Raw genomic sequence first — 21,319 nt, 5'->3', positions numbered from 1 at the left:
GTACTCTTTTTACCACTCTGTTCTTCTGATAAACTCTGCAAGATTCCTGCCGTATACCTCTGTCAAGATCCACAGCAAGCTTCTGATATATCTCAGCCACCTGCTTTCCGAGGTTTCTGGAGCCGGAGTGAATAATGAGGTACTGTTACCAAGAACAGGCCCATTGTCTCCAAGATAGAGGGCGACCTTTATTACTTCGACTGGCCGGAACTGCAGCTTGAGGAATACTTCAACCGCTTTGGCTTCTATTTGTCCTATCACTTATCCGATCCAATAATCGCGTCCATTACACGCCTGATCTCTTCTGCATGATGGCCATAGAAAACAATATGGTGATTTCCGCAGGGCTTTCTTAAGATCTCAGAGACGTCTTCTTGGAATTTTACAAGGATCTGTGTGCGGCACAGGTCAGCTTCATCAAGGTTTTTGAGGATTGTTCCGTCACTGACATAATAGTGTTTAAGGTCAGCGGAAAGCCTGAAAATGGTAACATCCTGCTCCTTGAGATAGCCTTTTATCGCAACGCCTGTGCCGGATTCAAAATGTGTATCCAGGCGCAGGTCTTTGGTCATTGCCAGCGGAACTGTACAGTGGGCCAGAACCACGGTGTTATCAGAAGGAGAAATCCTTGATGGGTTGGCCTGGAATGAAGGCTGTCCTGTAAGGAGCCTTACGATATGCATGGTAATGAGGGCTGCTATATCTCCTTCACAGGTAGCTGTTAAGCCATCGTCATTGAGAAGGGCAAGGCCTGCACATCCGGTGGTTGCCAGGGGCTGCAGAAGGTCAAAGCATCTGACGGTAAAGCCTGATAGTCCATACCTTTCCGCGATTGTTTTGAAGGCTGCGTAGGTCTTAAGAGCCTTGGTTTTCTCAGCATCATCAAACACTCCGGGCAGCAGGTCTTTACCTACCATTACTGCGCGGTCATATTCCTTTTTTACCTCGTCAAGAGAAATGTCCTTAAAGGTTACGCCCAGCTTGCGGGTGACCTCTTCATAGGACGGAACCGAAGCAATGAGCCAGTCTGAAGGGCGCCCCATCACTCCGAATACGGTCTTTGCCAGCTCTTTTTTCAGCTGCTCAGTTTTGGCAAGGGTTGTTATACGCTGTGCAATGTAGTCAATATCTCCGTGAAGGATCTCGCCCTGTTTGCCATTGGCTGTGATATAAGTCATGATCTCCAGAGATGCGGCAAGGGAATTATTGGAACCGTTGGTCAGCAGATAATATGGCTCCTTAAGTTTGTCCTTGTTTTGTAAAAAAAGATTCTCACTTCCGCCGGACTGAATGAAGATGAGCTTAAGATCACAGTCGTAGTCTGCAATATCGCTCATGGCAAGGCTGCAGCCAAGCTTTTTTTCTATATCTTCGATGAATCCTCCGGTTATGGGATTGAGCATATCGTTGTAATTAAGGCCCGACCTTAAGCCGGATATTTTTATATTCATGTGGTGTCTCCTTTACATCAATCTTTTATAGATATCTCCCTTAAACTTTTTATGTTTATCCCTATACTCATGACTTCGTTCCTCCTTATGGCTTCATAATAGAGGTTGCATCATATTAATTCTAGCGAGTATGAGTTTAAGTTACAATCAGAAATTCAAGTTGAACTTGAACTCACTGTAATCTGCTCGCATCCCTATAGCAAGCCCAGATATTATTTAAAAATTTTTTTGTTTTAAGGTTATATTAAGGATTACCCTGTATCATAACCTCATCAAGCAAAGAGCTTGAGAACCTCCCACACAACACACTTTTTCATTTCAGAGCTGCCCGTCCCCAATATTATGGCAGCTTACTCCTAACGAATCGGGGCAGGACATCAAACGATGTCCTGCCCCATAACCATTAATGGAAAGTTCTTGGTACCTGGTACCATTTAGTGATTTATGGTATCAAGGACGGCTGAAGCTATAACAACATTTCCTTACTCCACAGGCTCGATACTTACAGAAAGTCTTCCTCCATCGTAGCTGTCGTTTCCGTCAGGATCCACAGCAAATATGATCTCGTCACCCTTTTTCACTTCATATTCCTGATAAAAATCTTTTTTGATCTCTGAGCTGAAATTGCCCTGCGTATCTCCGCCAATCCAAAGCTTCTCATCCCCGTTAAGGAATATTCTCATACAGGTTCCGTTGGCATCAGGATCTTCGCTGTTAGGAAACTTCACATATTCTCCGCTGATCCTGATACTTCCATCGTTTGCTGCGATCCAGAGATAAGCTGCATTTTTGCCATTTCCCGGCTCTACAAAGTCCCTTTTAAGCTCAGGTTTTCCGCTATTATAGTATCTTTCATTATCAGAATCATAGGAAAGCTCTGTAAAATTCTTGCCGTTCCAGTCGCACATTCCGTAGTGCCAGCCATCTGAGCCCTGTTCGCCGAAAGCGCCGGCAATACTTGTGCTATTGCTCCTGCCTTCGCTATCAGAGCCATCTTCTCCGGGATTCACAGGGTCTTCACCGGGTTCGGGCTTATCTCCATTTTCCTCATCATCTGAGTTCTTGTCAGCATCTTTGATAACTACAGAAAGTCTTCCGCCATCGTAGCTGTCGTTTCCGTCAGGATCTACGGCAAACATTACGATGTCACCTTCGTGAACGATATACTCTTCATCGAATGTTATCTCTTTTTCAGAATCAAAGTTGCCCTGGGTAATTCCACCAAACCACTTCTTTTCTTCACCGTTTACGAAAATTCTCATGCAAATGCCGTTGGCATCAGGGTCTTCATTATTGGCAAACTTGGTGTAGCTTCCGCAAACCTTTATTTTACCTGTATTAGCTGCTTCCCATCTGTATGCAGCGTTTCTGCCATTTCCGGGCTCTACAAAATCCCTTTTCAGCTCAGGTTTTCCGTTATTATAGTATCTTTCATTATCAGGATCATAGGAAAGCTCTTCAAAGTTCTTTCCATCCCAGTCGCACATTCCATAGGTCCAACCATCTGAGCCCTGCTCACCAAATGATTCAAAGAGATTAGTGTTGTTAGTCCGCGGCTTTTCATCTTCAGCCTTCTCTTTTGCCGCATAAACACTCACAGACAATCTACCTGCGTCATAGGCTATATTATTCTTTCCGTCAATAACAAATGAAAGCTTATCACCTCTCCTGACGTCAAGCTGAGTAAACATGAAGTCTGCCTTGTTATCATTACCATCTCCCTGCAAAACCGCTATATCTTTTTCCTCAAGAAGCTCTTCATTTAAGAACACCTTAAGTCCCACACCATCCGGATAATCAGGATTTGCGTCAGTCTGCCCGAATTTGGTATAGTCGCCAAGCACATCGATTTTTCCATCTTCGTACACTACCCATTGATATATTGCTGCCTTCTTCTCTCCGGGATGAACAAAGTCTTTCTTCATTTCGAGATTCTTATTGGAAGGAGAAATAAAAGCAGTCTTATCCTCATTAGCATATACAAGGACTTTTGCACTGTTTAAGTCTTTTCCTTCAAGGAACCACCATCCGTCCTTACCCTGCTCGAATGATTCAAGATTACCGAGTACAGTGTTGTTGGTCCTGACTTCATCGCCTACTGAAACCTTGATTCCTTCAGAATCAGCAATATCAATTTCAAGCCTTCCTCCGTCCCAGGCATTATTCCTATTGCAGCCTATGTCAAAAGTAAGGATGTCTCCCTTCTTAACCTGCAGTTTTGCGATGTTTACAGCTCTTGCATTATCGTTTCCTTTACCTTTCGAGCAGTTGCAAACAGTGTTATACAGTCTGGAGTTATTCTTGAAGATCTCGATAGTTACGCCGTCAGGCCAGTCTGCATTGGGATCTTCATGGCCAAACTTCACATACTGACCGGTTATATCTATTTCTCCGTCAACTGCCACAACCCATTTGTACATTGCATCGGCATTGAGCCTTGGCTGCACAAAGTCCTTCTTCACTTCGAGGCCGCTTAATTTTCTTGAAATAAACCCTGTTCCATCAGCAGTCTTCTTTGACAAAACCTCTGCTTTGTCTATTCTTCTGCCTTCAAGATAGTACCAACCGTTACTGCCCTGCTCCCCAAAATCATTAGAAAGATTTGCATAGTTCCTCCCGCTGTTATTGACCATCTTCATGGTCCTAAGCTCTGCATCTTCGATCACAAAAGTGAAGTTTCCGCCGTCATAAGCGGTATTTGCCTTTCCATCTACCAAAAGAGTAATGCAATCTCCGGCACATACCTCAACATCCTCTACTGACAGATCCTTCGTGATCTTCTCATCGGTAAGTGGCGCGAAATCCTCTTTTTTCAGGACTTCTCTGTTCTTGAAAAGATACACTGTCACGCCGTCCGGCCAATCCGGATTTTTATCTTCATTAAGAAGTTTTGTATAGGATGCCATTATGTCGATCTTGCCGTTTTTTGCTGCAACCCACTTCACATTTGCAGATCTTCCCTTGTTAGCAGGCATGATGAAATCACGTTTTATCTCTATTCCGTCAAGAGTCGTGTATTTCTCGCCATTTTCTTCAAGTCGCTCAACGTTCACAGCAAAGTATGGATCCTGATAGTATCCTGACTGGAAGCACCAGCCGTTTTCTCCCTGCTTTCCAAAATCATCCTGGAGTGATGCGTTGTTTGAACGGCCTTTATCCCAATTTATAACGTCTCTCTCTGTCTGTCCCGTAAGCGCAGACAATCCCTTTATGGAAAACTCATAAAGACCTGCATCATAGGCATTGTTTTCCTTACAATTGATGACCATTGATATATAGTCATCCTTGGCAACATCAAGTCCTGCAACATCAAGTCTTTTGGTAATTTCATTTAGTTCAGCATCAAAATCCTGCTGAACTAAAACTGTGCCGTTATGATACAGTGTCACCCTTGTTCCATCCGGCCAATCCGGATTTTTATCCTCGTTCTTAAGCTTTGTATATGAAGCATCAATCCTGATCGTTCCATTCTGGGCCACTTTCCACTTGATAACTGCGGACTTGCCCTTTCCGGGATTCACAAAATCTCTCTTTATCTCCAGATCGCGTGAATCAATGTATCGCTCTTCATCAGGACTGTATTTTCGCATATTGTAGGCGACGAACGGAGCATCTCCTATGCTTTCCTGGTAGAACCAACCATTTTTCCCCTGCTCACCAAAATCATATTTAACATCAGCAAAGTTCTGCCTTGTCTCGCATTCGTTGATCGATATATCATTTTCTGTGGTAACATCAGTGAGGTCAAAAACGGAAAACTCGTATTTTCCCGCGTCATAGGCGTTGTTTTTCTTACAATTGATGACCATGGAAATATAGTCATCCTTCTTTACTTTTAAAGACTCAACATCCATGCGCTTAGATATTTCCTGCTTGGTGTCTGGCGCAAATTCCTCCTGTGCAAGAACCGTATTATTATGATAAAGAGTAACCCTGGTTCCGTCCGGCCAGCTTGGATTCTTATCCTCGTTCTTAAACTTGGTATAGGAAGTATTAAGCCTGATTGTTCCTGTTTTTGCGACCTTCCATTTGATCACAGCAGATTTTCCTTTTCCGGGACTTACAAAATCGTTCTTTATCTCCAGGTAGCTGCTGTCAAAATATCTGTACTCCTTTTCGTTAAAGATGCGCATATTGCATACATCATTTGGGTCATCTCCATAACCTTCCTGGTAGAACCAGCCGTTTTCTCCCTGTTTGCCAAAGTCATATTTAACGTCTGCGTAGTTTTCTCTTGTATCATCTCCGGCAATAACAACGTCTTTTTCGGTTGTTGCACCGGTCCTGTCAAGGATTGCAATATCGAATGCGCCGCCATCGTAAGACGCATTTCCTCCTGCATCAACCACAAAGTATAATCTGTCTGACGTGCTTACGCTTACATTCTTTTCCCTGAAAGAAATCTCATTCTTGCCCTTCTTTGGTGCTGCAACTTTTTGGGAAAAAAGCTTTTCTCTGTTCCTGTAGACAGAGACAGTTACACCATCCGGCCAGTCAGGATTTCCGTCGTTTTGCTCAAACTTGGTGTAAGTTCCTCTTATTTCAACGGCACCATCGACTGCAGGCTGCCAGCATAGCATTGCCTCATCATTTATTGATGGATGAATAAAGAACTGGCTGATTGAAAGATTTGGAGATGTAGAATTCATGTACTCTCCGTTCTTTTCTGTTGATACAAGTCTCGCCTGTGAAACGCTTTTTCCGCACATATAAGTCCAGCCGTTATTCCCCTGATGGCCGAAATCATCAATGGAATAAGCATTATTATCAATTCTGTCTGTATCCTTTTTCGCTGTAGGACCGCCGGCATTTACATCGGAAATGGCAACATATAATGAACCACCGTCGTAAGCGTTGTTCATGTTCGGATCCACAACAAAGTACAGGCTTTCCAGCTCATCGACATGTATATCTTTTAAGGACTCTTCTACAACTTCTTCCTTGTCTGTCTTTGCATCGACCTTGTATCTTCCGATAGGTTCATCCCCCTTGTAAACATACAGTGTTACGCCATCAGGATACATGGGATTTTTATCATTATTTACGTTTTTGACATATGCAAGGTCAATATTTATATCTCCGCCCTTTGCAGCTCGCCACTCCAGTATTGATGCAACTTCCTCCGCGGTATGAATAAAATTGGACTTTATCTCTAATCCCTTTTGTCCGGGCTGAAAGTATCTCTCTCCATCATAGGATTCAAGTCTCTTAGACCTTGCCGGGTCCTGTGATGATCCATATCTGTAAAACCATCCGTTATTTCCCTGCTCTCCAAAATCTGCAACGTTAAAAGCATTATTGGTGCGGTTTTCATCATCAACAAATTCCGGTTCGATATAGTCATGCGAAATAAAAGATGAAGGCCATGAACTCGCAAGCGCAACAATCTCATCCTCGATTGTTACTATAGCTGACTGCTGAAGCGCTTCTTCATTAATTCCGCATGCCATAGTTCCTGTGCAGGTTGCAACGATCGCGAGCATTCCTCCGAGTGCAACTTTATATTTTGATGCAACTGCCACTACTTTTTTTAAATCTAACCCCATAACATTCCACTCCTATAAACGATATCTGCTTCCTAAGTCTTCTCCCAAAAGATAACTATCTTTCCTTACTTAAATGCCTTCAAATCTTCAAAACTTGCCTTTGATTCAACACTAAACACCCCAAAATCAGAGCCCTGTGACATGTACATTCTTGTTGTGAAAGCAATCTCATCGTTGACATACATGCACACAACGCCGTCTGCAACAAGCAGTGAAACATTCAGCTCATTTTTATCTGCTAAATTGAAATCAACATATGACTGAGCAGTTCTTTCCATAATATTGCTGCCGTTGTAGAACTCAATCCTGTTGTTGGCGCCGTTAAACACAATGTTCAGGCTTCCGACACTTTCTTCGTTTGTATCAAAGCAGAACCCAAACATACCGTCTTTATCAAAACCCCTGATCGTGGTCTTAATAAGGTAACTGCCAAGAAGTTCCTTAAATCCCGCCATCTCATATTTTTCACCGGCAAAAGATATAACGCCCTCCGAAAGAGAAGCTGAATCAGTCATTTTGACCGGTGTAAGCGAAAGCTCATTAGATAAAAGCTTTTCAAGCTCAGGGTTTAAAACAGGTGTGAGGCTTCCATCTTCATGCTGCACAAGCTTATGAGTGACCATATTTCCGCCCCAGTCGTAGTCCTCACTGTCTATATGCTTTTTCTTCGTTCCGTTCCATCCGACAACATATAAGTTCTCTCCGTCTGTCTCCATTCTTCCTGCATAGAAGCCATTGCAGTCAAAGATGTCCTGTGAAGGGATCTCAAACGGGCCCTCAAAATTGTCTGCTATCCTGTAATGAACAAGCCTGTGAGGCCACTGATCAGAGAATGACAAGTACCACTTTCCTTTATAAGAAAGGAGTGTCGGGCATTCCAGATTTGAATCGGTTCCCATATCATTTTCAAAGAAAACACCGGCATCTTCCCAGCTCTTTAAGTCCTCTGAAGTGTATCTTGCAATGACTCCGATGTTGTTCTGTCTTGTTGCAACAAGCATTGAATAGCACTTTTCTGATTCAACATAGAAAACAAACGGATCCCTGAAGTCGTTCTGTGCATAATTCTCGTTTGCATAAAGTGTATCTTCGGGAATCTTTTCCCAATTTATAAGATCGCTGCTGACAGCATGCATCACTGCTTCTTTTGGCTCAAACATATCGTTATGTCCTGTATAAAAAGCATGGTACTTACCGTCATTTCCCTTTATTACACTTCCGGTTCCAAGAGCTATGTCCTGGTCTTCTACAGCGTCTCCATAATTCAAAACAACTCCCTTGTCATCATATGAGGCAAAGTCTGTAGTCTGGATCAGCCCCCAAGGGTGATATCCCTGCTTACCGTCTCTCTGGTCTGCCAGGTAAAAGACATTGTACTTTCCCTCGTCGTAAAACGGCATTGTATCGCCCACAAGTCCCTCCACTGATGCCGGAAAAACGATATGATCTTCAATGTTCTCTCCCAGATACTTTTCATCCGCTGACTGCACGTTTTCCTCTGTTGTTTCATCTAAAGCAGTATCCGATTCTGCGGCTTTGGATGAGCATCCAACACTGGCGATGGTCATAATGCCAATCAAAAGCAATGTTTTTATTCTATGCATAATCCCTCCCTTAGTGCTTTTGCACTATCACTTGACAAAAACAATATAGCATTATGTGTCATTTGTATCAATCTAAAAGTGCATATGACACATATTTTCGTGAAATTCAGTGTTTTATGGGTTTCTTTTTTGTGAATTATGCACACTTGTCATACAGAAATTGGTGCATTTGACACATCGTTATTGCAGCGTTATGATATTTACCGAATATAAAAAGACTCAGAAAGTATTGAGGGGACATCCATTATGGGAAAAAGAGTAACATTACAGGAAATTGCAGACGCACTTGGAATGTCAAGAAATACTGTTTCCAGAGCACTTAACAACTCAGGAAGCGTATCTTCGGAAACCAGGAGTAAGATCTGTCAGATGGCTACAGCCATGGGCTACAAGCAGTTTAGTTTAGTTGATACCGCTGATACAGCAACAAGTACGCTCTTAGCATTAAAGGACGGCAAGACAGAAATAGCCCTGTTCACTCATTCTTTTCCCGGTGCATCCCATTCAGGAACCAAGCTTCTTGAGGCATTTCAGAACAGAATAGATTCACTGGGCTACAAGCTTTCAATCAACATTATTAAAGATAATGATATTGAATCCTTAAGCCTCCCAACTAATTTTTCCATGGACAATATAGCAGGAATTCTCTGTATAGAGCTCTTTTCCGAAAAATACAGCAAATTCCTCTGCAGCCTGAATATTCCCATTCTCTTTGTAGATACCCCTGTTCTTCAGAAATTCGGATTGGCAGCTGATACTCTCTACATGGAGAATGTTACAAGCGTCTACCGCCTGATCAGTTCATTTATCCAAAGCGGAAAGAGAAACATCTCATTTGTTGGTGACAGATTCCATTGCCAGTCCTTCCATGAGAGGTGGCAGGCCTACGTTTCAGCCATGACAGATAGCGGGATTGGCATCGACACCGGATCCTGTATTCTTGATGATGACTCGAGTCCGTACAAAGATACAGATTATCTCGCAGCAAGGATCAGCGAGCTTGGGAAAATGCCTGAAGTTTTCTTTTGTGCCAACGATTACCTGGCAATCTGCACCATAAAGGCCCTTAGGCAGCTTGGTAAAAAAGTTCCGAAGGACGTTGCGGTCTGCGGATTTGATAATGCGCCCGAAGCCACCATCATCGAGCCAAGTCTTACCACGGTGAAGATCCATTCAAGCTCCATGGGCTTTATTGCTGCGGATATTCTGCTTTCCAGGATTGCTAATCCAAATACTCCTTACAAAAAAACATATGTAGAAACAGATATCATAATAAGAGAATCAACCGGAAATACGATTAAATAAACTACACTTTTTAAAATAATGACATGATTTCCAGGTTGTCTATATTAAATTTATTAGTCATCGAACGGATCCTCCAACAAAAAGTAAATACTAGTAACGAAAAAACAAAAAAAAAGAGAAAGCCCGTTTTTCTCGAGCTTTCTCAGTGTTGCAAGATCATATGTATTGATAAAATGTTTTAGTACTCAAGTTCAGTTTTCTTTTTGCCATGTCTTTCAAATGCGCTCTTGATAATGAGTCCTGCACCGATTACAACGGGAACAAATACCAAAAGCACATCTGTAAGTGATGAATATGCAAAATAGAGTTCCGTTCCAAGTACCAGTGCTGCTACCAAGAGGATCAGTGACATTACGAGGCATCCAACCGTAAATTTGTTTTTGTTAACTACTACTGCTATCGCTGAAAGGATTAGAAGTATCAGTACAATCGCAGATGTGCTCACCCTGCCGATACGGTAGAAACCAAATGATGAAACCCTCACCATCTTGAACAGCATGAATAATCCGATGATTACCAGTACCCATCCAACATTTCTTTTTGTCATAATATTGCCCTCCTATGGAAAAGTATTTTTTCCTTACGAGTTAACAGTATACGATATATGCTCCGGAAAATGAAGAGTAAACATTGCGAAATATGAGGCTGTATTTCCGCAGCGGCGTGCACTGTCATAGCTCGTTTTCTTCCTGCTTATCTGCCTCTTGTTGCTTATTCTTTTTTTCAAGAGCATTGATACGTCTTATTGCAATAATCCCCAGTGCGATGAGCACTATCACCGGAAGCGCCCTCAAAAGAAGAGGCAATACAACAAACGGAATATAAATCTGGAGGATAATCGCAATTTCATGGAAATCAAGGAAATCTATGGAATTTAACGCGCTCTGAAGGCAAACCCAAGTAAGGAACCCTGCGATAAATGCTATTGGAAAAAAGATCAGTGGTTTATCCAAGAGCTTCTTTTTGATAATTACAATCAGGCATATGAGAATAATTACTATCAATCGTAGATACAAAAACAATCTTTCAGTATCCATTACACGTATCCTCCCCTAAAAAAGTTGTCATTACAAAGTAAATATAGGATATTCAGGGCAGAACGTGTATCATGGAAACTGCAAAATACAGGGCTGTATTGCCACAAATGATTATGACAAACTTAATTACAAACTGCAGTATGCAAGCTTGTTTGTAGTCTGCAATATGCTATACTTCTAACAGAAAACACTCGTTTTCATAAAATCATACGATTATAAAGGGGATTTATAATGAGGATTATTAAAAAAGTGAATACTCCGATTCTTACTATCATCCTGGCAGCAGGTCTGACGCTAGTCTGCTACTTACTCAACCTTGGAATGTACCAGCTCGCCGGCTTTATAATCGGAATCGGCAGCTCAGGCGGAGAGATTCATGTCACCTATGCCATTGGCCTTAAGCTGGAGGAATATTATGGTCTGACGGCAGCAGAAGTCACATCAGCCAGTTCTGAACTTAGCTTCTTTCTTCCGGGTCTTATCATTGGTTATATAATTATGATGGTTGTGGCATTTCTGGTGGTCAGGAAGTGTAAGGAAGAATAAGTATAATAAAGCCCTGCCGTTATATGAACGGCAGGGCTTTCAAAATCATTTTATCCTTCAATTGCTATCAGATTCTTTTCCGGAAGTTTCTTTTCCTGAGCTTTCTTAGGAATTGTCAGAGTAAGAACACCATGTCTGTAGGTTGCCTCTACATCATCTTTTTCGATGTTCTCCCCAACGTAGAAGCTTCTCTGCATTGATCCTGCATAACGCTCCTGACGAAGAAGTTTGCCCTTCTTGTCATTTCCATCCTTTTCAAGTCCCTTGGCTGCTGAGATTGTAATGTAACCGTCGTTAAGTTCTACTTCAATCTCCTCTTTCTTAAAGCCCGGCAGGTCAATTACTACTTCATAGTTGTTATCCTTCTCCCTGATATCGGTCTTCATCATCCTTGAAGCTTTTCTGCCATAGAGTTTCTTCTCCATGTTTTCGAAATCCTTCATGTAAGGGAATCCAAACAGATCATCCATGAAATTCTCTTCAAAAATACTAGGTGCTAACATAATGCTTACCTCCTTTGCACATAAACAATTGATTAACTGTTAATGAGCATTGGGACGGAGGGTTCAGATCATCGGAAGCCTTAAGTCCTAACGGTCTTCTCTGTTCCTTTGTTCTACTTATGGTATAACACCGCGATTAGCACTCGTCAATAGAGAGTGCTAATTTGGATAAAAAGATATTGTGTACTTCATCACAAAATTAATATTTCCATTCAAAACTTCTCAGTACCAATAATCGCGTCCATTACATGCTTCAGCCCTATGCTTATAAAAAACTTTTCTCTTTTAGGTCGAATTTAGGATTACCTTGTATCATAACCTCATCAAGTAAATAGCTTGAAACCTCCCAAACACATATACTTTTTCATTATTCATTTCAGAGCTGCCCGTCCCCCTCAAAAAAATGGCAGCTTACTCCTAACAAAACGGGGCAGGACATCAATCGATGTCCTGCCCCATAATCATTACAAATATCATTTAAACTCTTATATATGTCTCTCTGAGTGCAGCAACTTCAGTCTGCATATCTTAATTGATCCCCAGATTGGCAAAGATAATTTCCTCTTTTACCACATTCTCAAGGAACCGGTCCTGAAATCAACAGGCGTCTGTGACATAAGGAGCTCACAGGCTGCAACGCCGATTATCGTATAACAGTCCTCATATTCTTCAAAATATTTTGCAAAATCATCAAGTCCTATGACAGCCATTCATATTCCTCCAAAAGTCGCTCAATCTCCCCTGAAACACGCGCATCATGCGAATCTCTCAGTGAACAGTAGAGTGATATTATATCAACTGCTGCATCAGCCTTCAATAACTCCGGATCATAATTCCATAGCTGGATGCTGCAGACAGTCCAAGGCTCTTCCCATGCGGGGTCTTCAGCCTCTTTCAGGGCTTTTATAACATCATTTTTCCTATAGCATGCACGGACACTTATTTCAGGAGGATTTAACATACCAAGGTGTGACAGTGCTTCATCAGCTGCAAAAGGCATGCTATCAACGACCTTCTCTTTTCTTACATGAATGACTTCATGAACAGGATTCGCCAGAAAAGGCTTTGACAGTTCAAAAAGGTCTTTTGCAGCCATAGTCCTATAAACAAATGAGTTTCTTCCGACTTTTCTCTCTTCCAATAGCCCATGATCTGCAAGTTCCTTGGTCGCTCTGGTAACATACACCGGGTTAAGACCAAGCTTTTCAGATAAAGGCTGCTTTGCATATTCTTTTTTCTCGTTGTAGATCATAAACAGCAAAACAAGCTGCGCATTGGGAGTAAGCTTCTTTCTGCTTTTTAATGACTCCCCGGAAAACTTTTTACTAAACAGTATCCCCAGAAATGGCAGATAAACCTGCGTCGGAACAAGGATAAACGGTATATGATGCTTCACATACGCATTTCTGTAGCTCTTATTAAGCGTATCAAACAAAAAAGCCACAGGCATCCTGAAAGTATTCTCATATACCGTCTGTTCTCTTGAGAGTACCCTGCTGTCAACAGGTTCCTGAAGTCTTACTATGAGCATGGATGCTTCTTCAGATCTGCCGACATAGATTTCCCGTCCAGAGGACAGGTATCTTGGCAGACCGGTCCTGTCTGACAGTTCACTGATACTAAACCCTATTCCAAATGCATTGAAGATAAGATCGGATAACTCTTTCATGCTATTTTACACCTATATATATTATTACATGGTTGTTGTAATGTATTATTTATATGTAATTATAACACATTTCCAGATTACATGTCATATTCAATCAACGTTCCTTCAAGCCCCAAAAATAATCCTCGGTTTGACCACTTTTATATGGCATTTCCGAGGATTATAAAGCGCATACTATTTAAGTTCTAACTTCATATACTGCGATTTTGCCGATGGCATCGGCAAAAACTTTAACAGCCTTAACAAGGAGGATGGGCGGTACCATCAGGTGCCGCCCAAGTATTATGAAAAAGAAGTTATGTGTTTTCTTGTTCTATCTGATATCCATGATAAAGCATTTACCTTGCGAAAGAGTAAACAAGGTTTGAACAAATTGTTAATTCTATCAAGAAAAACCATGCCACCTATGTCTTTAGGCAGAAAATTCCAGGTTACCCTCGCAGCGGCTCCTAACATTTTCACATTTTTTCATGAACACCCCAATCAGAAAGTAAGCCTCATCTGATTCCACGCTACACCGCCATGCTGAGACTTGTCACTCCGGCCTTCATTCATAAAGCCAAACTTTGCATAGTAGCTTACCAGCTCATCCTTACAGGTCAGGACAAGACCTGCACGGTTCTGCTCCCTTGCAGTATCTATGGCTTTTCGAATCAGCTCACCTGCATATCCGTGCTTGCGATAGTCAGGAAGCGTGTTCACTCCGAATATCATCTGCCAACGCCCGGAGGCATCATGCATATCAGCTTTTGCATACATTTCGTCGGTCAAATCCGGCTCATTGGTCACAAAGCCATCCACAAAGGCAATGAGCTTGTCTTCATCAAACATCAGCCAGAAGTGATCTGCGTAATATGCAAGTCGGTCTTCGAATTCCTCTTTTGATGCTGCTTCTGCAGCAGGGAAACACTCCGCTTCAACTGCAGCTATCGCATCCAGATCTTCTATTGTTGCTGTTCTTATTTTCATGTTCAAATGCTCCTAGTAATTGTTCTAACAGCAGCTCCTATTTCATCTGCTTAGAGAAAGAAGTACTGTAAAACAACCTGTCAATTATTGCTTCCTTCCCGATTCTATCAGCTCTTTCTCAAATGCCTCCGGATTCTTAAGGTAATAATCCTGATGATACTCTTCGGCTTCGTAGAAATTCTTATATGGCAAAAGAGCTACGTGAGTCTCTTTACCTGAATTCTTTTCAATATCTGCTATCTTCCTTTCCGATATCTCTTTTTCTTCCTCATTGTTGTAGAAGATTGCCAGTGTATATGAGAAGCCTTTATCAATATACTGGCCCTCTGCATCGAAAGGATCCACGTTGGCAAAGTAGATATCAAGCAGTTTCTCATAGGAAACCTTCTCTGGGTCATAGACGAGCTTAATAGTCTCCCTGTGTCCTGTTTCCTGATGTTTCACCTGCTCATATGTAGGATTTTCCTCATCTCCTCCTGCATAGCCACAGATGACCTTATCCACTCCGTACATCTTGTAAATTGGTGTAACGCACCAAAAGCATCCGCCTGCAAAATACGCTTCTGTCATATTCCTATCCCCTTCTATTTTTTTGTTCCTACTACTTTCATGCGTTTAGTTCTATTATATTGTGCGCAATTTTGAAGTTATATTAACCCACGGACACGTAAAAATCAATACTCCAAAAGAAAGAGTGCCTACCCAAAAGTAAAACACTGGCATACTATTAAAAATCCTGTATAATGTTCTGAGAAAGTTTTGGAAGGGGCATTTTTTATGAAAACAAAGAAAATAACAGCATTGATTTTTGCCGCAGCAATGCTGACGGTTGTAGCCGGTTGCGGCGCCAATGATGAAAAACCTGTTGCTATGAATCCCATAAGCGACATCCCAATGATAAATGACAGTCAAACGACTGATTCTACAGAGTCTACAGAAGCACCTACAGACAATACAACAGAAATGCCTGTAGAGAATTCTGCAACAGAATCCCAGCGTAATTACAGCCTGAACTACAATAACACCACTCTGTATGTGGTCGATGAAGATGGCAATCTCACCAATGAATACGACCTGGAGCAGCTTGGAAAACAGCTCTCTGACAAGTTCCCGGGGGTAGGCATTGAAGCAAGTGACTATACTTTTTATGACAATGGTATTTTGTACTTTAAAAATTATCATTATAAGAATAATGACTCCGAGACTTCCTTTGGTTCACTCTATGCAATGGATCCGGTAAGCGGCGAGGCGGCCGAGATTTGCAGAATTGACGAAGAATATATCCAGAACGTTGATATTTTTGACGGCAAGCTTTTCTTTTTGACTATGCCTTCAGGCAGCAGCCATTTTGTAGAGCACTGCTATGAGATTAAAGACGGCCTTAAATATGAAGAGGCAAGTGCCGGGCTCGACGCCTATTACAAGGCTACTGAAGATTGCGATACCTGCGGCAGAAACAGTAATGGAATCAGTGACTGCACTTTAAGGAAATTTAGTGAACTTGGATTTAATCTTGTAAAAAAGGATCAGAACATATACAGAGCTGATCGTGACGGCAATATTACTCCTGTTTATGAGGCGGCCCCCGGCGTAAATGTAACATTCTGCCATTTTAACGAAGACCTGGCAGTTATGCAGCTATATGACGAGGACTATTTATCACTTGGATATTTTGTACTGGATCTTGCAAACAAAGAGACCAGGCCTATTTTCGAAGGCAATGAGCCACAGACCATGGTGTTTTACGGAAACTACTGCTATTACTGTGAAGACGAGTCGATATGTCTTGATATGTTTAAAAGAAAGGTTTATGCCTACGATCTTACCGACGGTTCAAGCAAGTTCATCTTTGAAGAAACAACGGTTCCCGGAACGAATACAACGGACATTTTAAGTCCGTATACCTCCATATTTGGAAACAGATTTTTTGTGCCTGTCTTTGAGGATAACAAGTATGTATGGAACGTTGTTGATCCAAAAGAAGCTAATCCATCACCTAAGTCTCTTGGCTACGTAGCAGATACTTTCCCTGTTTTTGACTATGGAACAGTGGAATACGTTTCATCTGACTACAAATGCCCTGATTGCGACACAACTCTGAATAAGTTTTACGGCGAGAAATTTGTCTTAGACTCCAAATACTCTGACTACGCCGATGACATCAACAAGGTTATCTCCGACTACATAGACGGCAGCCAAAATGCAGACACTAACAGCCTTACGTTTGCCAATAGTTCCTGCGACGACCATCTGGAATCTCCTGAGCTGCACTGTGAGACCTCGGAGTACCATGTTGCAGATGTTTGCATAATTGAAGACAGATATCTTGCGGTAGATTACAGCAGCTACTATTACAGCGGCGGCGCTCATGGAGAGCCTATGAGAGGTCAGTTCCTCTTCGACCTTACAACAGGACTAAGATACCACCTTGCAGATTTTTACACAGGTACCGAGGAACAGTTTAAGCACCTGATCGCTGATAAGGTAAAAGATGATTTTGCCAACGCTGAAGAGACCACCTATTTTGCCCAGACCGCAGAAGAAGCAGCTCAGCAGGCCTATGACTCAGCAGCGATTGACGACAGAGCTAAGTTTACCGAAGGTGGAATTGATTTCATGTTCTATCCTTATGATCTGGGACCTTTTTCTTCAGGGTTCATTACAATGCATGTAAGCTATGAGGAACTGCTTGGGAGAAGCACATTGGATGAATAATATTGTCTCAAAAAGGTATAAATTAAGCCGGGAAATCATTAATTATCAGTGACTTCCCGGCTTTATTATTTCTTTTTATCCTTGTACGTCTTTCAAAAGAGAATACTCGTAATCATAGATGCAATAATCAGGCTCTTTCCTCAAAGGATTGCCGTCCTTATCAAAATACATGTAATAGCCTTCATAACGAATTACTCTTCCGGCTTCATCATAGGTATAATACTCCTTGTACCAATCATCACAGGTATTATCCAAGTCCCAATGCTGCCAATACCACTGAAATGTAATTCTTCCTTCATCATCATATACTATTTCGGTTCTTGGATCTTTTAATAATGATTCATCCAGCGGATGCGGACGTAATACAGCGTATAAGATATCCTCATAAGATTGGCCAACTAGCCAGCCATCATGATTTTTATATTTTGCTTTGGTACAAATACCGTTTTCATCATATTTGAGGGTCAGAGTACCTTCATCAAACGAGCTGTCCCAAAATTCCAGGTCGCTGCCGAGTTTGGTTATAACCTTAGACAGCACATAAACTTCAGGAATCTTATGGTCTTCCCAGATTGCATACAAAGTAGCTGCTTTAACTGCCTTAAGGATCAGCTTGCCATCTTCGCTAATGGGCTTACCGTTTGCGCCTATAACCAGACCTGTTTCGCCCTTGGCATCAAGAGCAAAGCCTTTAAGATCATAGCCTTTTTTCTTGATATTTGTGCTGTTTAAAGGAGCTACAAGTTCGGCAATGTCTTCATAGTATCCGACAGAAGCCTTGAGGACACCCTTCTTTTTCTTGTTGTATGTGCCGCCCTGGGCATTGTAGCTGAGTTTATAAGTAAGCTGTTTGAAAACAGGCTGAAGAGCCACGTCAGCCATATTGTTGGCATTTACTGCAGTTACATAGCCTTTTGCTTTTTTGAGTTTGTTCTCGTTAACCGTATTAACTGCTCTCCATCCAAGGAAGGTATATCCTTCAAGCTCTGCTTTAGGAAGCTTAAGAACTGTTCCGTACTCGGTATTTCCCGGCCAGATATCGGATATCACATAGTCAATCTCAGTCTCATTTTTTCCATCGAGAAGGATTGCTTTCTTAGTGTAATCAATGACCCACATATCCCCGAACCAGATGGCATATAAAGTGGCAGTCTTTTTGGTTGAAAGCTTGGAGAGGTCCTCTTTTTCAAGATCAACTCCATAGAATTTATCGCCCCTTTTTGCCTTCGGATTGGCGGAAAAGCCTACCAGCTCATAGCCGGTTCTTTTCCAGTTCTTGCAGGAAAAATCGCACTTTTCAGCATCTCTGTTACCGGTATAATCAACTGTTCCAAGGAGCTTCTTACCGGATACTTTAATCTTTTTGTTGGTGTCATCAAGCTTGTATACTCCGGAACCGTTAGCAGCTATGGAAACCTTGATGCTGATAGGTGTTAAGCTTGCTGTGAAAGTCATATCCTGTGCTGCAGTCTTATTAAGAGCTGTGGCAAAAGTCATCTCGGTTCCGGCAACCTTAGTTTTCTTGGTAACGAGAATGCTCTCTGCCGCAGGATCAAAGAGCCAGCCGTTGAAGGTGTAACCGGGGCATTTAACCTTGGGAAGGGTTACTTTTTTGCCAGTCTTGTATGAATTAACCGGCTTAACAACAGTGACGCCCTCTATTCCGCCAAGATCATATGTTATTGTATATGTTTCAGTCTTGGCAGGTTCGGATACCTTGGATTCATTAACCGCAGTGGCGCTCTCTTCCGAAACATCTTCCTCCGAAACACTTTCTTCGGAAACATTTGCGTCCTCCGTTACATCGTCTGAGGCTGTTTCCTCGAGAAGCTCTGTTTCTTCGATTACATCACTTTCTACAATTGCTTCTTCTGAGACTGCTTCTTCTGTGAAATCATCAGCATCTTCGACCATTTCGACTTCGGAGCTCTCATCGATCATCTCATCCTCATTAGTCTCGGCCAGAGGTTCTTCCTCACAGAACTCCTCTTCTTCAATTGAAATAATTACTTCCTGATTGCTTTCGCCAGACTCGGCAAAAGCACATACGGGCACTGACATGCCCATGATAAGTGCCAGAGATAATCCCAGCACTCGTCCCACAACGTTTTTTCTCATGACAATTCTCCCCTCTTTTTCATTTGATGGTGCGCTGAATCACACCGCATTAATTCTATACTTCAGGAAAACAAGCGTCAATCTAAAGCAATGTTGTCTTGTTGACATATCCCGGAAGACTTTCGCTGTGAAAAAGAAGTATACCAATGGGGACGGTTCTGTTTGGTATAGTTTTTGTAAAAGCGAAAACTATACCAAACAGAACCGTCCCCATTGGTATACTTCTTTTAATTGTTATAATCCACGTATTCTACGTTACGCTCAAACATTTCCTTGGGTAGCACTGCCTTGTAAAAAGATTGATATACCTCCCACAGTTCATCTTTCCCTGCGCCGGTACTACCCGCTGTTTCCAGTATGATGAATGGAACACCAAAGCATCTGACACGAAGTCCGGTATCTCTGCAGCCATTTCTTTTGTAGAACTCGATACGCCGCTTCTGCAGGGACTTTAGCTCTTCGTCTTCTGTATAATCCGGATCTTCTACTTCTCCAATTACGAGGTCTGCCTTAGCAAGATAATCGGAAAGGCAAGACAGCATCTTACTGCCAACACCATTATTTCTGTGCTCAGGGTAGACTGCAACATAGTCTACAAGATAGTTCATTCCCATTTTGACAAGGAATGTATAGCCATAAATGGCGTCACCATCAAAAAGACCGAGGCACTCATATATTCCGTCATCCATAGCTTTAAGTATGATGTTAAGAGGTTTGATCTCCTCTTTGGCAAAATCATTAACGATTCTTTCATTGAAAAGAGTAATGACCTCATCTTTACTCAGCTGCTTAAGTTTCATTCAAAAAGCCTTTCTACTGCGAATAATCTGACATCAACAGCTGTTACCTCGTCCACAGGCTCTGTCATTCCATCTGAGAAAAGATATGTGATTTCAATGCGGTCAGAGGTGCCGATATCCACTATCTTCTTTTTCTGCTCATCAGTTACCTTAACTGTGACAAAATGACCATATTCAAATTCATCCTCTGAATCGCCAAATTCGATAGTAACTTCGCCTTCTACATCAAGGTCACTCATGTACCAGCCGTAAAAGGAATGCTCCTGTCCATCGCCTTCAGCATATACTGTGGTTTCCGTCTTAGTAAGTGAAGTAACGCTATATCCGCCAAAGCAGCTGTCGGGATTCTCCTTCAGATAAACATACATATCATAGGTTTTCACATGGTCACTATTTCCGCTTCCGATCTCAATCTGTGCAGAGATACAGGTGGTGCCTGCCCCTGATGCTGCGCCTTCTGTCACCTCATAATTTAAGATATTACAATACCTGTTGTTTGTAGCATTCACAGAATTGTATACGTCAATAGTCTCATCATCCTTCATTGAATCAAAGGAAAGATCGATGCCGGTCAGGGATTTATGAATATATTCAACCTGGTCTTTAGTGACAATTCCGTTATAGTCCTTCTCCAGCATCTTCTTATAGCTATATCCATCCCAATTGCCACGGATATAGTGATCGATAAAAGTTCGCTGCCAATAATCCTTTTTTGTATCTACTTCTGAGTTAAATTCATCAAAAGAAAGAGCCAGCTGCTCTATTGCTCCAAGAAGATCATCGTTAATTTCAGGATCATATTTTTCCTGTACTTTTTCTTCTGTTTTCTCTTCTTTTTTCTCTTCTATAGTTGTATCCGAAGCAGCAAATTCTATTAATTTTTCTACCGATACATCCTCTGTATTCGTCTCCTTATCGGTATTAGTCTGCCCGGGAAGAATGCTGCAACCACAAGTTGCTGTAATCATTGCTAAGATCAGCAAACAATTTACAATTCTCTTTTTCATGTTCGTTAATGTACCCCTATATACTTTTTTCATCGCGAAAATCACCTGC

At 41.8% G+C, this 21,319-nt stretch carries 16 protein-coding genes; 3 read left to right on the top strand and 13 right to left on the bottom strand.

Annotated features, from left to right (window positions below):
- Positions 1-257: 257 nt before the first annotated feature.
- From NXH67_RS01045 to NXH67_RS01035, 3 genes are all read right to left on the bottom strand, one after another.
- Positions 258-1,451 carry a hypothetical protein gene (locus NXH67_RS01045; protein WP_272796057.1) on the bottom strand — a complete coding sequence of 398 codons (1,194 nt, stop codon included), beginning with the start codon at positions 1,449-1,451 and terminating at the stop codon, positions 258-260.
- 482 nt (positions 1,452-1,933) lie between these two features.
- Positions 1,934-6,997, bottom strand: coding sequence for a hypothetical protein (locus tag NXH67_RS01040; protein WP_272796056.1), 5,064 nt, complete (start codon positions 6,995-6,997; stop codon positions 1,934-1,936).
- Positions 6,998-7,062: 65 nt separating this feature from the next.
- Positions 7,063-8,601, bottom strand: coding sequence for a glycoside hydrolase family 32 protein (locus tag NXH67_RS01035; RefSeq protein ID WP_272796055.1), 1,539 nt, complete (start codon positions 8,599-8,601; stop codon positions 7,063-7,065).
- Between the two features lie 246 nt (positions 8,602-8,847).
- Here NXH67_RS01035 and NXH67_RS01030 point away from each other — a divergent pair, with 246 nt between their 5' ends.
- Entirely contained in the window at positions 8,848-9,906 is a 1,059-nt protein-coding gene (locus NXH67_RS01030; RefSeq protein ID WP_026516833.1) for a LacI family DNA-binding transcriptional regulator, read from the top strand.
- Positions 9,907-10,084: 178 nt separating this feature from the next.
- Here NXH67_RS01030 and NXH67_RS01025 read toward each other — a convergent pair whose 3' ends face one another.
- Both NXH67_RS01025 and NXH67_RS01020 read right to left on the bottom strand, forming a co-directional pair.
- Positions 10,085-10,453 (bottom strand): hypothetical protein, encoded by a 369-nt coding sequence (locus tag NXH67_RS01025; protein WP_022779460.1) that lies wholly within the window; start codon positions 10,451-10,453, stop codon positions 10,085-10,087.
- 124 nt (positions 10,454-10,577) lie between these two features.
- Entirely contained in the window at positions 10,578-10,943 is a 366-nt protein-coding gene (locus NXH67_RS01020; protein WP_272796054.1) for a hypothetical protein, read from the bottom strand.
- Positions 10,944-11,174: 231 nt separating this feature from the next.
- On the opposite strand from NXH67_RS01020, the gene NXH67_RS01015 reads away from it, so the two are divergent.
- Complete coding sequence (locus NXH67_RS01015) at positions 11,175-11,489, top strand: hypothetical protein (RefSeq protein ID WP_272796053.1); 315 nt, start codon at positions 11,175-11,177, stop codon at positions 11,487-11,489.
- A 50-nt stretch (positions 11,490-11,539) separates the two neighbouring features.
- Here the strand turns inward: NXH67_RS01015 and NXH67_RS01010 are convergent, their stop codons facing one another.
- The 5 genes from NXH67_RS01010 to msrA all read right to left on the bottom strand — a co-directional run bounded on the left by NXH67_RS01010 (position 11,540) and on the right by msrA (position 15,200).
- Complete coding sequence (locus NXH67_RS01010; RefSeq protein ID WP_272796052.1) at positions 11,540-11,992, bottom strand: Hsp20/alpha crystallin family protein; 453 nt, start codon at positions 11,990-11,992, stop codon at positions 11,540-11,542.
- Between the two features lie 566 nt (positions 11,993-12,558).
- Positions 12,559-12,702, bottom strand: a complete 144-nt coding sequence (locus NXH67_RS01005) for a hypothetical protein (protein ID WP_272796051.1) — start codon at positions 12,700-12,702, stop codon at positions 12,559-12,561.
- On the bottom strand, positions 12,690-13,661 hold the full coding sequence (locus NXH67_RS01000; protein WP_272796050.1) for a hypothetical protein: 972 nt from the start codon (positions 13,659-13,661) through the stop codon (positions 12,690-12,692). Before NXH67_RS01000 ends, NXH67_RS01005 begins: the two co-directional genes overlap by 13 nt.
- Before the next feature lie 483 nt (positions 13,662-14,144).
- Positions 14,145-14,630, bottom strand: coding sequence for a GNAT family N-acetyltransferase (locus NXH67_RS00995; RefSeq protein WP_272796049.1), 486 nt, complete (start codon positions 14,628-14,630; stop codon positions 14,145-14,147).
- Between the two features lie 84 nt (positions 14,631-14,714).
- Entirely contained in the window at positions 14,715-15,200 is a 486-nt protein-coding gene (msrA, locus tag NXH67_RS00990; protein WP_022779519.1) for a peptide-methionine (S)-S-oxide reductase MsrA, read from the bottom strand.
- Between the two features lie 207 nt (positions 15,201-15,407).
- Between msrA and NXH67_RS00985 the strand changes: the two genes are divergently transcribed.
- Positions 15,408-17,345: a DUF3298 domain-containing protein gene (locus NXH67_RS00985; protein ID WP_272796048.1), complete on the top strand. Its 1,938-nt coding sequence runs from the start codon at positions 15,408-15,410 to the stop codon at positions 17,343-17,345.
- 75 nt (positions 17,346-17,420) lie between these two features.
- Here the strand turns inward: NXH67_RS00985 and NXH67_RS00980 are convergent, their stop codons facing one another.
- From NXH67_RS00980 to NXH67_RS00970, 3 genes are all read right to left on the bottom strand, one after another.
- Positions 17,421-19,463 (bottom strand): InlB B-repeat-containing protein, encoded by a 2,043-nt coding sequence (locus tag NXH67_RS00980; RefSeq protein ID WP_272796047.1) that lies wholly within the window; start codon positions 19,461-19,463, stop codon positions 17,421-17,423.
- Positions 19,464-19,690: 227 nt separating this feature from the next.
- On the bottom strand, positions 19,691-20,263 hold the full coding sequence (locus NXH67_RS00975) for a GNAT family N-acetyltransferase (protein WP_272796046.1): 573 nt from the start codon (positions 20,261-20,263) through the stop codon (positions 19,691-19,693).
- Positions 20,260-21,231, bottom strand: coding sequence for a hypothetical protein (locus NXH67_RS00970; RefSeq protein WP_272796045.1), 972 nt, complete (start codon positions 21,229-21,231; stop codon positions 20,260-20,262). Before NXH67_RS00970 ends, NXH67_RS00975 begins: the two co-directional genes overlap by 4 nt.
- Positions 21,232-21,319 lie beyond the last annotated feature (88 nt).

It is taken from the genome of Butyrivibrio sp. DSM 10294 (assembly GCF_028539135.1).
Lineage (GTDB): Bacteria > Bacillota > Clostridia > Lachnospirales > Lachnospiraceae > Butyrivibrio.
The sequence above is the reverse complement of the archived record's forward strand: the minus strand, read 5'-3'. Positions and strand labels throughout refer to the sequence as shown.